Source organism: Limnobacter sp., assembly GCF_043511195.1.
Taxonomy (GTDB): domain Bacteria; phylum Pseudomonadota; class Gammaproteobacteria; order Burkholderiales; family Burkholderiaceae_B; genus Limnobacter.
In genome coordinates this window covers 1,204,132-1,218,178 of record NZ_CP121330.1, presented here as the reverse complement: position 1 = coordinate 1,218,178, position 14,047 = coordinate 1,204,132, and the positions used below count along the sequence as shown (strand labels likewise).

Sequence of the window (14,047 nt, the reverse complement as noted above, 5' to 3'; positions counted from 1 at the left end):
GATGTCAAAGCCTTGTGCGCAAAGTTGGTACATTCTGTAAACCCTGTGCGGCTTTTCGCAAACACCCTCAAGTACAATATGCGCAACGCAATTAACCTACATATGCCTCAAAACCCATGCCTAGCCCTGCGCCCAGTGTGAAAAGTGTGTTGCTGCCCATTGCAGCCGACATGCAACAACTTGATCAAATCATTCGCACCAGCCTGCATTCCGAGGTTAGCCTGATCAACCAGATCAGCGACTACATCATCAACGCAGGCGGAAAGCGTTTGCGGCCAGCATTGGTTATTCTGACAGCCCGCGCCTTGGGTGCCAACCCCCTACAAATGTCGCAAGCCATTGAATTGGCAGCAATCGTTGAATTCATCCACACAGCCACCCTGCTGCACGATGACGTGGTCGATGAGTCCGACATGCGCCGCGGCCGCCTGACTGCGAATGCAGAATATGGAAACTCTGCCGCCGTGCTGGTGGGCGACTTCCTGTACTCCCGCTCGTTTCAAATGATGGTCAAGATCGGCCTGATGGACGTGATGGACGTGCTCTCGGAAGCGACGAACACGATTGCCGAGGGTGAAGTGCTCCAGTTGCTCAACTGCAAAGACCCGGACGTGACCGAAGCCCGGTACATGCAGGTCATTGACTTCAAAACCGCCAAGCTTTTTGAGGCTTCTTGCCGGCTGGCTGGCATTGTGACCGGCCAGAACACTGAAGCCACCGAGAATTTAGGTCGTTTCGGCGCCGAAGTGGGCAGCGCTTTTCAACTGATCGACGATGTACTGGATTACGCTGGCGAAAGTGCCGCCCTGGGCAAAAATGTAGGCGATGACCTGCGTGAAGGCAAACCCACCCTGCCCCTGATTCACGCCATGCAACATGCAGCGCCACAAGTGCAGGCTCAAATTCGGGATGCCATTGCCAACGGTGGAACCCAGGATGTCAGCGCAATCATGGCGAGCATTGAACAGACCGGCTCGCTGAATTACACCCGACACAAGGCACATGCACTGGCCGAATCAGCCAAAATCCGATTGGGCACCTTGGCACCGAACCCGTACACCGAGGCGCTGACCCTGTTGTGCGACGTTGCGGTGAATCGCAACACCTGACTGGCACAAAAACATCCGCCTAGGTGATTGATAAGTACATACTGAATACGCATAGTTGGGCAATACAGCTGTTGATCCAAACCGTTCACTTTCAAGGACCTTGATCTATGAGCATCAGTAGTGCAATTGTCAAAAGCTCGGGACTTGTACGGGCATTGACCGCCAAAGGAATTCTGGACAGCGCGCAGCTTGAACAATTGACCGCTGAAGAAGCCCAAGGCAGATCGGTCGCGGAATGGATTGTGAGCAATGGCGTGGTAAGCGCGGAGTTGCTTGCCAGCACGGTCGCCCAGCATTTCGGCTACCCATTGCTCGACTTGAGCCAGTTTGACGATTCTCGTGAAGGGCTTGAAACAGATTTGATTCAGGCCGAGAAAGGGCTTGAGGCTTTTGTACTGAATCGTCGCCACGGATCACTCAGCGTGGCCATGGCCGACCCCACCGACCTCAGTACGATTCAGCAACTGAAATTCCGCACCCAACTGCAGGTGGAGCCCGTGGTGGTTGAATACGACAAGCTACTGAGCCGGATTGAGAAAAACGACCCCTCACAGGGCATGGACGAAAGCTTGCTGACCGAAGTTGAATCCGATGCCGGCAATTCAAACAACGAAGAAACTTCGCCCGATGTGGACGATGCGCCAATTGTGCGATTTGTTCAACGCGTGCTCAGCGATGCCCTGAAGAAAGGCGCTTCAGACATTCACTTTGAACCCTACGAGAAAAGTTACCGGGTTCGATTCCGAATCGACGGCCTGCTTCAGGAAACGTCCCAGCCACCACTGGCTGCCAAATCAAAGATCGCAGCTCGAATCAAAATCATGAGCCGCTTGAACACCACTGAAACACGGGTCCCTCAGGACGGTCGCATTCGACTTACCTTGGGCGCCGATGAACGCAAAATCGATTTCCGGGTTAGCACCCTGCCCACCCTGTTCGGTGAAAAAATTGTGATGCGCCTGCTCGACTCGAGCAAGTCACTGTTAAAACTTGAACAACTCGGCTTTGAGAACACCCAACGCGCCGCAGTCGAAAAGGCACTGGCAAAACCACATGGCATGATTCTGGTCACAGGCCCCACCGGCAGTGGCAAAACCGTGTCGCTGTACACCTTCCTGCAAATGTTAAACCATGACTCGATCAACATCAGCACCGTAGAAGACCCCGCCGAAATCAACCTGCCCGGAATTAATCAGGTCAACATCAACGAACGAATTGGCTTGACCTTTGCAAAGGCCCTGCGCGCCTTGCTCCGCCAGGATCCCGATGTGATCATGGTTGGCGAAATCCGCGATCTCGAAACCGCTGACATCTCGATCAAGGCTTCTCAAACAGGCCACAAGGTGCTCTCGACCTTGCACACCAACGACGCCGTGTCGTCCATCATCCGCCTGAAAAACATGGGCGTTGAAACCTTCAACATTGCCTCCTCGGTCAGCCTGATCATTGCGCAGCGCTTGGTGCGCAAACTGTGCAATTGCAAATCCCCGCACCCGCTTGGGCTTCAAGCGTTGACCACCTCTGGCCTGTTAAAAGAGGTCCCCCAAGAGGATTGGACACCCTTCTGCGCGGTGGGCTGCGAGGCCTGCAATGGCACAGGATACTCAGGTCGCACCGGGATTTACGAAGTGCTGCCTGTGTCCGAGGCCATGCAGGAACTCATTATTTCGGGTGCCTCTGCACTGGACATGGAGCGCCTGGCTCGCCAAGAGGGCATTGCCAGCATGAGCGAATCGGGCGTTGCCAAGGTTCGCTTGGGCATCACCAGCATTGAGGAAATTCTGAGCGCGACAAAAGCCGATTAATCTGCTTGCGAGCGCGCACAATGAATGCAAACCTGAGAGAAAAATCCCCTTCTGGGGAGCTGCTTTTTCTGTGGACGGAGAAACCCAAAGGCAAGGCACAAAAGGCCCGGTCAGGTGAAATCAGAGCCAAATCAATTGACCACGCCCGCTACCAACTCAGCCGACAGGGGGTCAAGGCCAGTTCGCTTCGAAAAGCCAAACCCTACACAGGCAGCAATATTCAACTGGTCATGGTGGCCTCTTTTGTCAGGCAACTGGCCGTAATGATCCAGTCGGGCGTACCCCTGGGGCAAAGCCTCGGTTTGATTGCTGGCGGCATGACCAGCAAATCCAAACGAGCCATTCAAACTGTGGTTAGAGCCATTCGCGCCGACGTAGAAAGCGGCTTGAAACTGAGCGAAGCCATGCGCAAGCATCCCCGCTGTTTCGACAATTTGTTCTGCAACACACTGGCCGCGGGTGAAAATGCCGGTGAACTGGATACAGCATTGGGTCGCTTGGCCACCCACATTGAAAAAACCTTGCGCATTCGGCAAAAGGTTCGCAAGGCAATGATCTACCCAAGCATTGTGGTGCTGGTGGCCATTGGGGTCACCGTGGGCATGTTGCTGTTTGTGCTGCCCTCGTTCAAGTCCATTTACTCCCAGTTCAACGCCGAACTGCCTTTGCTCACCACCATCTTGTTGAAAGCCTCCGACTTTCTTCAGGAATACGGATTGATTGTGCTCGGCGCTTTGGTACTGGGAATATACAGCCTGTTACAAATGTACCGTCGCAATCAAAGATTCAAGAACGCCATGGACATTCTTCTGTTGCGCATGCCGCTTATCGGCGATCTGATGAAAACAGCGGTCCATGCCCGCTGGACACGCACGTTTGCCACTTTGAGCGCATCGGGCGTACCGATTACCTCTGCATTGGAGTCGGTGGCCAGCGTGTCTCAGATTCAAAGTTTTCAGGACGCCACCCTTGAAATACGACAAGCCGTGGCCTCGGGCGCCCGGGTTTCAGACAGCATGGAAGGCAGTCGGCTTTTTCCGCCAGAATCCATCCAGATGATTCGCATTGGTGAAGAATCAGGAAGAATGGACTCGATGCTGGAACGCTTGGCCAATCAGTATGAGACCAACCTGGATGACAAAGTGGATACACTGTCCACCGTGATGGAGCCCATGATTATGTGCATTATTGGCATACTGGTGGGCGTGCTGATTGTGGGCATGTACATGCCGATCTTCAATATGGGAGACATTGTTTGACCGCACTGAATGGTTTGGAGCCCGCCCAATGGCTGGCGCTTAGCGCACTGTTGGGACTGTGTATCGGGTCGTTGCTCAATGTAGTGGCCCACCGATTACCCATCATGATGCAACGCGCATGGGACGCAGACCTTGCCGAGGCTCAAGGTCGCGAGCCCGAGGAATTTCCGCGCTTCAACCTGTTTCTGCCCGCATCCCATTGCCCCGCCTGCAAAACCCCACTGAAGGCCTGGCACAACATTCCGGTGCTTTCTTACCTGTTGTTGCGTGGCAAATGTGGCCATTGCTCAAGCCAAATCTCCATGCGCTACCCAGTGGTTGAACTGTTGTGTGGCGGCCTCTTCCTGGCGATTGCCTGGCTCAATCCTCCCGGCGTTGTGGGCCTTGCCCTTATGGTGTTTGCAGCCAGCTTGTTGGTATTGGCGCTTATCGACCTTGATACTTACCTGTTACCAGACAGCATTACCCTACCCTTGTTGTGGGCCGGTTTGCTGTTCAACCTTTTCTTCGCATTTGTGCCGCTGGCCAGCGCCGTATCGGGTGCGGCACTGGGCTACCTTGTTTTGTGGCTGATTTATCAGTTGTTCAAGCTGGCAACCGGCAAAGAAGGCATGGGCTACGGCGATTTCAAATTACTGGCGGCGATCGGTGCCTGGCTGGGCGTGACGTCGCTATTCAGCGTGGTGTTGTTTGCCTCGGTTTCGGGCATTGTGTTTGGCCTGATCATTCAAACCATTCGCGGAAAGAAAAAAACCGACGCATTTCCCTTTGGCCCCTGCCTGGTAATGGGTGCTTTGGCGTGGATGGCAGGCTTTGACCTGACCAAATGGATTTAAGCAAACCATGCACATCGCCTTAAAAAAACCCAAACAACTGGTAGTTGGCCTGACAGGTGGAATCGGTTCAGGGAAAACAGCGGTTTCCGACCGGCTTCAAGCACTGGGGGCCACGGTCATCGACACCGATGAAATCGCCCACAGCCTGACAAAAACGGGGGGACTGGCCATACCCGACATACAACGCGCATTTGGCAACGAGGCCCTGCGTCCCGATGGCAGCATGAACCGAGACCACATGCGGGCATTGGTGTTCAAAGAACCAGAAAAGCGCCAGGCGCTTGAAAAAATTCTTCACCCAAAAATTCGCCAGCTTGTTCAACAACAACTCGACGCGGGTGCCCCCATGTACTTTGTACTGGTGGTGCCACTGCTGTTTGAGAAAGGCGGCTGGGGTGAGCTAATGGACGAAATTGTCGTGGTGGACTGCCCTGTAGAGAAACAAGTTCAACGCGTCATTCAACGCAATGGCTGGCCGGAAGCTCAGGTGCGCGCGGTCATGCAAAACCAGGCCACACGAGAGACACGACTGGCGGGAGCAACGCAGGTGATCGAAAACAAAGGCGAGCTACCCGAATTGATCGAAAAAATCGACTTTATGCACCAAAAATTAATAAAAAAAGCGCAAAAGTGACCTTGCTATTTGCATGAAAACCACAGGTGCGCCACAATCACACCTGATGTTCCTTTTAATTGCGATGGCTCGGTGACTCAAGTTACAGACGAACAACATACCACCAATCAGGTCACTCAAATCACCACTTACGAGTTTCCACTCAACGAGAGAATTCGCACGCTGTTGCGCCTTGAAGATCTATTCGCCAAGTTTGGCTTTTTCATGTCTCAAGACCATCGCCTGGACCATCACACCGCGCTGCTCACCCTGTTTGAAATCATTGAAGTAGGCTCAAGAGCCGACTTGAAAAGCGATTTGCTTCAAGAACTTGACCGGCAACGCGCATCGCTGGTGCAATTTCGTGGCCACCCAGGTGTTGACCGCAACATGCTCGAAGAAACGCTCGCGAGTATTGATTCAACCGCGACTCAGCTAAACCAATGCAATGGCAGGCTTGGCTATCACCTGCGTGACAACGAGTTCCTCATGATTATTCGCAGCCGTTGCTCCATACCAGGCGGTGTTTGCGAATTTGATTTGCCTGGCTACCACCGCTGGCAATCCCGATCTGCCCAGGCACGCCGAGTCGACATGGAGGCTTGGTTTGAACCCATGCGCCCCCTGGCCAAAGCTATTGAGTTGGTATTGAAAATACTGCGCCACAGCGGTGAAATGAGTGCGGTCACGGCCGAGCAAGGAAACTACACGCAGCAAATGAGCGGCAAAACATTTCAGCTGTTACGGGTTGATTTACCTAGCGAGCTTGAAGTTGTGCCCGAGTTCAGCGCCAACAAATACATGCTGTGGATTCGCTTCAATATTCCGAACGCCAACGGGGTCAGCAAAAACAACCCCTACCTGGAACCGATCGAACTCAAAATCAGACTGTGTAATTTGTAATGCCAAGCCCTAAGCCTTGAACTGACTTAGCATGGCAATACCGTGAGCGCCGTGCAAACGGGCGTCGCACATATCTTCCCAACCCAAACCACCAATTGCAAACACCGGCAAACGCGCAGCTTGAGCCATTTCAAGAAATTGTGCCCAGCCTAAACCAGGCTGCCCGGGATGCGAAGCGGTTTGCTTCACCGCACCCAACACGGCGTAACTCAAGCCACGATCGAAGGCAATTCGCAGACTGTCTGCATCATGCACAGACGCACCGGCACATTGCAAATCGTGAAACTGACCGGACAGCAAATGCGCTTGCGTCAAATGCAGCGGGCATGGCAAGTTATCCAGATGTTCTCGGAGGTTTAACCAGGTATCGGAATTCAACAGCATCGCCTGCCCGGTTTTCTGACACAGGCTGTAACAGTGTTCGAATGCCTGAATCAGAACATCCCCGTTCAGCTGCTTCTCTCGAAATTGAACATAAACTGGCACCCTGTTGACGCTCAAGGCTTGTTCCAACCGTTTGACACAGGCCTCGAACCCAGCCTCGTAATTGCTCAACGCCATTGCCGTGGGCTGAGCCAATTTAGGCAAAAGGGGTTCGGTCGCAGGCAAAATCGGGGAAAGATCTGAACTGTCAAGGCTGGCCCAAGTGAATTGCTGCTGCTCAAGCGATTTGGGTGTGCCTTCAAAACGCCACACGCGGTACAAATGCAAACGCACATTGGCGTGCTCGTAATCGTGTTCAATGCGGAACCACGGGCCACCTTCCTTCGCGGTGATGTCCAGTTCTTCCTTTAACTCACGTACAAGGGCTTGCCACACTGTTTCATCAGGCTCAACCTTGCCGCCGGGGAACTCCCAGTAACCGGCATAAGGCTTTCCTTCTGGCCGACAACCCCACAGCACCTGGTCTTTGGCATTGAAGACCACGGCCACAGCAACGTCGATTCTGGGTTTCAAGTGCGTACCCTCAACTCGGCTCACAAACCTTTGGAGCCTGCCCAGTGCTTGGCAAACTGGTAAGCTAGGCGACCGCTGCGGCTGCCGCGCTCAATGGTCCAGCGAAGCGCGATATGACGAGCTTCGTCGGTGTATGGCATGTTGAAATGCTCCAGCCACACTTGCACAGCCGCCAGGTATTCATCCTGGTTGAACGCATGAAATGAAACCCACACACCAAAACGGTCGGACAAAGAAACCTTTTCTTCAATGCCCTCGGCTGGGCGAATTTCGCCGTTGTCCAAGTGTTGGGTTTGAAGGTTGTCTTTCATCATTTGCGGCAGCAAATGGCGGCGGTTGGACGTGGCGTAGATCAGTACGTTGTCGGAAGTACCGGCAATCGAACCGTCCAGCACGCTTTTCAATGCTTTGTAACCAGCCTCACCTTCCTCGAAAGAAAGATCGTCGCAAAACACAATGAAGCGTTCAGGCCGGCCATTGACCAAATCCACCACGTCTTGCAAAAACAGTAGATCAGACTTGTCCACTTCGATCAGCCGCAAACCCTGTGGTGCATAGCGGCTCAACATGGCACGCACCAAACTGGATTTGCCTGTGCCACGCGCACCAGTCAACAACACATTGTTGGCGGGCAGGCCTTTCACAAACTGATGGGTGTTCTGGTCGACCTTTTCTAGCTGCGGGCCAATATTCTTGAGCACAGCGGCATCCAACGACTCGACTGTTTTTACAGGCTCAAGGCGCAATTGACCAGCCCTGTGGTGCAAGCGGAATGCCGTGGAGGCATTCCAGTTATTCGGGGCTTTCATCACCCCCTGTTCCAAGGCCTGGGCGATTCGGCCAAGTTGCTCAAGAATGGCCTTGCTATCGTTGTGTTGGGTGCTCATGGTTCAGCCGCGCTTAACTGCGATAGTCCGCATTGATGGTGACGTACTCATGCGAAAAATCGGTGGTCCACACCGTGGTACTGGCATCGCCACGCCCCAACTGAACACGCACGGTAATTTCAGCGTCGTTCATCACGGCCTGGCCTTGCTCTTCCCGGTAGTCCGGATGGCGACCGCCATTTTGGGCCACATACACATCGCCCAAATAAAGTTGAATTTTGGTTTGATCCAGATCATCAATGCCTGCATACCCTACCGCTGCCAAAATGCGACCAAGGTTGGGGTCCGATGCAAAGAATGCGGTTTTCACCAAGGGCGAATGGCCAATTGCATAGGCCACTTTCAAGGCTTCGTCTTCGTTACCGGCCTGCTCCACCTTCACCGTAATGAATTTGGTGGCGCCTTCACCATCGCGCACAATCGCCTGGGCCAGCTTGATCGATTCAGCTTTTAATGCTTCGAACACGGCTGCGGCTTCAGGCTCATTACCGGTTTGAATATTCACTGCCTTGCTTTTACCCGTGGCAATGACCACAAAACTGTCGTTCGTTGATGTGTCGCCATCGATCGTAATTCGATTGAACGAGGCATCTGCCATCGCAGTGGTCCACTTTTCCAGCACAGGCTGTGCAACGGTCGCATCGGTGGCCAAATAGCCCAGCATGGTCGCCATATTGGGGCGGATCATGCCAGCCCCTTTGGACACACCGGTGATTGAAATTTCACCGGAACCCACTTTCAATTTGCGGCTGCTTGCCTTGGGCAATGTGTCGGTGGTCATAATGGCTGTAGCTGCATCCAGCCAATCGGCTTTGCCCAAACCGGCAACGGCTTGATCAATGCCCAGCAGCAAACGGTCCATCGGCAAGTTTTCAAGAATAACCCCGGTTGAAAACACCAACACCTGCTCGGGTTGCACACCCAGCAATTCAGCCACTTTGGCAGTGGTTGCACGCGCATCAGCCAATCCACGTTCACCCGTGCCTGCATTGGCACAGCCGGTGTTCACCACCAGGGCACGAATGCCTTTGCCAGCCTTCAAATTGGCTTGGCACACCTGCACAGGAGCTGCGCAAAAACGGTTTTTTGTAAACACCCCCGCCACGCTGCTGCCTTCGGCCACACGCACGACCAACACATCCTTTCGGTTGGGCTTGCGAATTTGGGCCATGGCATAACCCATGTCCAGCCCGGCAACGGGGAACAGTGATTCAGCTAAGGGTACATTCAAATTCACGGGCATGGCGGTCGGCTCCCTGGCACGTTGACTTCAATACAATTAGGCAATTTTTCCGTGGCACTGCTTGTACTTCCTGCCTGAACCACACGGGCAAGGGTCGTTGCGGCCCACTTTTTCACTCACGCGGCGTGGCACGTTGGCGGGAGCTGCTGCCCCCTGTTCATCACCTGCCGAGGCATCCTCATCATCGCTTGTTAGTTCGGCGTGCTGATACTGAACCTTGTCCAAATGGGACGAAGCTTGCTGCTCCAACTGCTGCTCAGCCTGCTGAACCTGTTCGGCGGATTGAACACGCACGGTGAGCAGCACTTTGGCCACTTCATCGCGTACGCGATTCAGCAAAGCACCAAACAACTCGAAGGCTTCACGCTTGTATTCCTGTTTAGGGTTTTTCTGGGCATAGCCACGCAAATGAATACCCTGACGCAGGTAATCCAGTGCAGCCAAATGTTCGCGCCAATGCGTATCAATGCTTTGCAACAACAATGTTTTTTCAAACTTGGCAAAGGAATCCACGCCGACCAACTGAACTTTGGCTTCGTAAATTTCATCGGCCATTTGAAGAATTCGCTTCAGGAAGTCTTCATCCGAGCTTTTCGCATCCTCTTCCAGCCATTTGCGCAAGGTGGCTTCCAGGTGATACTCATTGCGCAGCACGGTCTCCAAGCCTTCCAGATCCCATTGCTCTTCTACGGACTCTTCAGGGATGTACTCGCGGAAGACTGCTTCCAAAGCGCCGTGGCGCAGGTTGCCAATGGTTTCGCGAATTTCAGCAGATTCCAGAATTTCATTGCGCTGCGTATAAATGATCTTGCGCTGCTCATTCGAGACATCGTCATATTCGAGCAATTGCTTGCGAATATCGAAGTTGCGGCCTTCAACTTTGCGTTGGGCCGACTCAATGGAACGGGACACAATGCCCGCTTCAATCGCTTCACCTTCTGGCAGCTTCAGTCGTTCCATGATGGCGCGTACGCGGTCACCCGCAAAAATACGCAGCAACTGATCTTCCATCGACAAGTAAAAACGCGAAGAACCGGCGTCGCCCTGGCGACCGGCACGACCACGCAACTGGTTGTCAATTCGACGGCTTTCGTGGCGCTCGCAACCAATAATATGCAAGCCGCCCGAGGTCAACACGGATTCATTGCGAAGCTTCCATTCGGCGCGTGATTTCTCGATCAAGGCAGGCTTGGCGGCCTCGTCAATTTCGGGATTGTTTTCAATGCCTGCAAGCTCACGTTCCAGGTTACCGCCCAGCACAATGTCGGTACCACGACCAGCCATGTTGGTTGCAATGGTAATGGCTTTGGGGCGCCCTGCCTGGGCCACAATCTCGGCCTCTCGCTCGTGTTGCTTGGCATTCAGCACATTGTGGGGCAACTTCTCTTTTTCGAGGAAACTGGCGATCAGCTCGGAATTCTCGATGGAGGTGGTACCCACCAACACAGGTTGGCCACGCTCGTAGCAGTCCTTGATGTCTTCAAGAATTGCGTTGTATTTTTCACGGGCGCTTTTGTAGATTTTGTCTTGTGAATCTTTGCGCTGAATAGGGCGGTGTGTTGGAATCAGTACAGTTTCCAGGCCGTAAATGGACTGGAATTCAAACGCTTCTGTGTCGGCTGTCCCGGTCATACCAGACAGCTTCTTGTACATGCGGAAGTAATTCTGGAACGTGATTGAGGCCAGCGTTTGGTTCTCGGCCTGAATACGAACGCCTTCCTTGGCTTCCACGGCCTGGTGCAAGCCGTCGGACCAACGGCGACCTGGCATCAAGCGGCCGGTGAATTCGTCAACGATGATTACTTCGCCGTTCTGGACCACATAGTGCTGGTCTTTGTGGAACAGATTGTGAGCTCGCAACGCAGCCATCACATGGTGCATCAATGAAATATTGGCCGCATCGTAAAGGCTGGCACCTTCTGGCAACAATCCCATCTGGGTCAGAATTTGCTCAGCCTTCTCGTGGCCCGTCTCGCTCACCTGGATTTGGTGACCTTTCTCATCGACATAAAAGTCACCCGGCACTTCCTCTTCGCCAGGCTTTTGTTCGCTTTGCATGCGCACCAATTGCTTCGGCAAGCCGTCCAGCTTGCGGTACATCTCGGTGTGATCATCGGCTGGGCCCGAGATGATCAAGGGCGTGCGAGCCTCATCGATCAAAATTGAATCGACCTCGTCGACGATCGCGTAGTTCAGCCCACGCTGCACACGCTCGCCAACGCTGTAGACCATGTTGTCGCGCAGGTAATCAAAACCGAATTCGTTGTTGGTACCGTAGGTGATGTCCGATGCGTATGCAGTCTGCTTTTGGTCATGCGGCATTCTTGACAGGTTGCAACCCACGCTCAAGCCCAGAAAGCCGTACAGCTTGCCCAGCCAGGCAGCATCGCGAGAGGCCAGGTAATCGTTCACGGTGATCACGTGAACACCTTTGCCCTCCAGCGCGTTGAGGTAGGCTGGCAAGGTCGCCACCAGTGTTTTACCCTCACCGGTGCGCATTTCTGAAATTTTGCCTTGATGCAGGGCCATACCGCCGATCAGCTGCACATCGAAGTGGCGCATGCCGAGCACCCGCACGCTGGCTTCGCGCACAACGGCGAAGGCTTCAGGCAACAGGCTCTCCAGCGCATCGCCCTTGGCCAGGCGCTCTTTGAATTCGGCAGTTTTTGCGCGCAAGGCCTCGTCGCTCAAAGCCTGAACGGTTGGCTCTAGTGCATTGATTTGGTTGACGGTTTTACGGTAGGTTTTCAACAACCGTTCATTGCGGCTGCCAAAAAGCTTTTTCAGAGTGTCTGTGATCATAATGTCGGCTGGTTCGACCCTTTGGGGGCCAGAAAGTCAATCGACCGGGTTTTGGGTCCGGTCGATTCCAAAAACAGCCTAGAAGTTTAGCACGCGAAGCTTAGTCCAGCGGGCCTGCAGCGCTTTCCGAGAATAAGCCGTTCAAGGCGGCAACAGTTGAAGGGCCAGGACGGGGAAGGCCATTCTTTTCAAGAAACTTATTCGGATTTTGAGGTACCCCATCGACACGCACCTCAAAGTGCAGGTGGGGGCCTGTAGATCGGCCTGTACTGCCAACCAACGCAATTTTTTGCCCAAGTCGCACGATGTCTCCGGGCTTGACCAACAGCTTGGAAGCGTGGGCATAACGGGTGGTAGTTTTGTTGTTGTGTTCAATTTCTACCATGTTGCCGTAACCCGGATGCCATTTGGCTTCGACCACTACACCGGCAGCAGCAGCCAGAATGGGCGTTCCGGTCGGGGCAATGAAATCAATGCCTTCGTGGGTAGAGCGGCGCCCGGTGAAAGGATCAATCCGGTTACCAAAGTTACTGACAGCGATGGTGTCGGTGAGCGGGGATTCATTGGGAACACTGAGGAATTTTACGCGGGCAGTCTGAAGGTCCGTATCAATAATGCTGAATACATCGGCCTGTCGTTCAATTTGGCTGGCAACATCTGAAATGGCTGTTTTAACCTCCCGGTAATTCAACGACTTTTCATCTTTTTGCTGCAGACCACCCTGGCCCAGTTGCTCTGTGAGGGTCACCTTGGTGTCAAGTCCATTGGACTTCAACAATCGAACGCTAACAGCATCCAGGCGCGCAAGTTGGGCTCGCATCTCGGCGAGGCGAATGGCCATGGCATCAAGCGGGCTTCCGGTATCCGCCACATCATGGTGCTTGGCCAATTGGCGCGTGTATACAATGTCTTGAACGACGGGAATACTTTCGCCGAAGCGCGCAGCCAAATACAGGCCGGCGGCCATGAACGACCCCGCCAACATAACCAGCAAAACAAGCAACAAAGCAACGTGGCTGGTCTTTATACTGAGTACACTGGTGCGAGAGAAAGGACCCCGCATAAGAATTAACTGCATGTATAACCTCCTCAATCCGCGTAGCGAACCGAATTCACCCGTTTTTAACGGGTTTTAGTGAGAACACCCGGTGAAACCAAAGCATTCCGCATTATCTCCCTTGGCAAGCCTGATGCAGGAACCACAAACAAGCTCGTTAATCACCCAAGCGGCGCAATCGCGTCGACTTGAGAAGATTATTCACACTTGGCCCACGCTTCGTGGCGTGACCTTCAGTGTTGGACCAATCAAAAAAGACAAACTAAAAATTTTCGTGTCGACCCCGGCGGCGCTGACGCGCCTGAGGCAATCCTTACCCAGCCTGATTCAGCATCTGCAGGGCTCGGGCATGAATATAAACGAAATTCAGCTTCAAATACAAACCAACCCTTTGACATCGAAGCAGTTGGAGCGTCGCCCAAAAAGGGCTGTTTTCTCGGATGCCGCTAGAAAAGCGTGGCTAGACCTTGAAAACCGGCTTGGGGATTCGCCTTTGAAAGCGGCTACTCAAGCACTGAACAAACATCACAAATTCAAGTAATTTCTGGAATGTATCCCAAAACCACCAGATTTTGT

At 53.4% G+C, this 14,047-nt stretch carries 12 protein-coding genes; 7 read left to right on the top strand and 5 right to left on the bottom strand.

Going from position 1 to position 14,047, the window contains the following annotated elements; genetic code table 11:
- Positions 1-116: 116 nt before the first annotated feature.
- The 6 genes from P0D43_RS05860 (at position 117) to zapD (ending at position 6,525) form a co-directional block, all read left to right on the top strand.
- The gene (locus P0D43_RS05860) at positions 117-1,109 is read left to right on the top strand and encodes a polyprenyl synthetase family protein (protein ID WP_394673494.1); all 993 of its coding nucleotides are present in this window, start codon (positions 117-119) and stop codon (positions 1,107-1,109) included.
- A 107-nt stretch (positions 1,110-1,216) separates the two neighbouring features.
- Positions 1,217-2,914, top strand: a complete 1,698-nt coding sequence (pilB, locus tag P0D43_RS05855; RefSeq protein ID WP_159572508.1) for a type IV-A pilus assembly ATPase PilB — start codon at positions 1,217-1,219, stop codon at positions 2,912-2,914.
- 20 nt (positions 2,915-2,934) lie between these two features.
- On the top strand, positions 2,935-4,173 hold the full coding sequence (locus P0D43_RS05850) for a type II secretion system F family protein (protein ID WP_341236557.1): 1,239 nt from the start codon (positions 2,935-2,937) through the stop codon (positions 4,171-4,173).
- Positions 4,170-5,009: a prepilin peptidase gene (locus tag P0D43_RS05845; RefSeq protein ID WP_394673493.1), complete on the top strand. Its 840-nt coding sequence runs from the start codon at positions 4,170-4,172 to the stop codon at positions 5,007-5,009. Before P0D43_RS05850 ends, P0D43_RS05845 begins: the two co-directional genes overlap by 4 nt.
- Positions 5,010-5,016: 7 nt before the next feature.
- Positions 5,017-5,643: a dephospho-CoA kinase gene (gene coaE / locus P0D43_RS05840; RefSeq protein WP_341236559.1), complete on the top strand. Its 627-nt coding sequence runs from the start codon at positions 5,017-5,019 to the stop codon at positions 5,641-5,643.
- A 120-nt stretch (positions 5,644-5,763) separates the two neighbouring features.
- Complete coding sequence (gene zapD, locus P0D43_RS05835) at positions 5,764-6,525, top strand: cell division protein ZapD (RefSeq protein ID WP_371717467.1); 762 nt, start codon at positions 5,764-5,766, stop codon at positions 6,523-6,525.
- 9 nt (positions 6,526-6,534) lie between these two features.
- On the opposite strand, the gene P0D43_RS05830 is transcribed toward zapD, so the two are convergent.
- The 5 genes from P0D43_RS05830 to P0D43_RS05810 all read right to left on the bottom strand — a co-directional run bounded on the left by P0D43_RS05830 (position 6,535) and on the right by P0D43_RS05810 (position 13,492).
- Complete coding sequence (locus P0D43_RS05830) at positions 6,535-7,482, bottom strand: Nudix family hydrolase (protein WP_394673492.1); 948 nt, start codon at positions 7,480-7,482, stop codon at positions 6,535-6,537.
- A 20-nt stretch (positions 7,483-7,502) separates the two neighbouring features.
- Positions 7,503-8,369: an ATP-binding protein gene (locus tag P0D43_RS05825; RefSeq protein WP_159572496.1), complete on the bottom strand. Its 867-nt coding sequence runs from the start codon at positions 8,367-8,369 to the stop codon at positions 7,503-7,505.
- Between the two features lie 13 nt (positions 8,370-8,382).
- On the bottom strand, positions 8,383-9,612 hold the full coding sequence (gene argJ / locus P0D43_RS05820) for a bifunctional glutamate N-acetyltransferase/amino-acid acetyltransferase ArgJ (protein WP_341236560.1): 1,230 nt from the start codon (positions 9,610-9,612) through the stop codon (positions 8,383-8,385).
- Positions 9,613-9,648: 36 nt separating this feature from the next.
- Positions 9,649-12,414, bottom strand: a complete 2,766-nt coding sequence (gene secA, locus P0D43_RS05815) for a preprotein translocase subunit SecA (protein ID WP_394673491.1) — start codon at positions 12,412-12,414, stop codon at positions 9,649-9,651.
- A 100-nt stretch (positions 12,415-12,514) separates the two neighbouring features.
- Positions 12,515-13,492, bottom strand: a complete 978-nt coding sequence (locus P0D43_RS05810; protein ID WP_159572490.1) for a M23 family metallopeptidase — start codon at positions 13,490-13,492, stop codon at positions 12,515-12,517.
- 112 nt (positions 13,493-13,604) lie between these two features.
- Between P0D43_RS05810 and P0D43_RS05805 the strand changes: the two genes are divergently transcribed.
- Positions 13,605-14,012 carry a hypothetical protein gene (locus P0D43_RS05805; protein ID WP_159572488.1) on the top strand — a complete coding sequence of 136 codons (408 nt, stop codon included), beginning with the start codon at positions 13,605-13,607 and terminating at the stop codon, positions 14,010-14,012.
- Positions 14,013-14,047 lie beyond the last annotated feature (35 nt).

Coding starts and splice junctions, on each gene's coding strand:
- P0D43_RS05860 (WP_394673494.1), top strand. CDS start 117: ATGCCTAGCCCTGCGCCCAGTGTGAAAAGTGTGTTGCTGCCCATTGCA.
- pilB (WP_159572508.1), top strand. CDS start 1,217: ATGAGCATCAGTAGTGCAATTGTCAAAAGCTCGGGACTTGTACGGGCA.
- P0D43_RS05850 (WP_341236557.1), top strand. CDS start 2,935: ATGAATGCAAACCTGAGAGAAAAATCCCCTTCTGGGGAGCTGCTTTTT.
- coaE (WP_341236559.1), top strand. CDS start 5,017: ATGCACATCGCCTTAAAAAAACCCAAACAACTGGTAGTTGGCCTGACA.
- P0D43_RS05825 (WP_159572496.1), bottom strand. CDS start 8,369: ATGAGCACCCAACACAACGATAGCAAGGCCATTCTTGAGCAACTTGGC.
- argJ (WP_341236560.1), bottom strand. CDS start 9,612: ATGCCCGTGAATTTGAATGTACCCTTAGCTGAATCACTGTTCCCCGTT.
- secA (WP_394673491.1), bottom strand. CDS start 12,414: ATGATCACAGACACTCTGAAAAAGCTTTTTGGCAGCCGCAATGAACGG.
- P0D43_RS05810 (WP_159572490.1), bottom strand. CDS start 13,492: ATGCAGTTAATTCTTATGCGGGGTCCTTTCTCTCGCACCAGTGTACTC.
- P0D43_RS05805 (WP_159572488.1), top strand. CDS start 13,605: ATGCAGGAACCACAAACAAGCTCGTTAATCACCCAAGCGGCGCAATCG.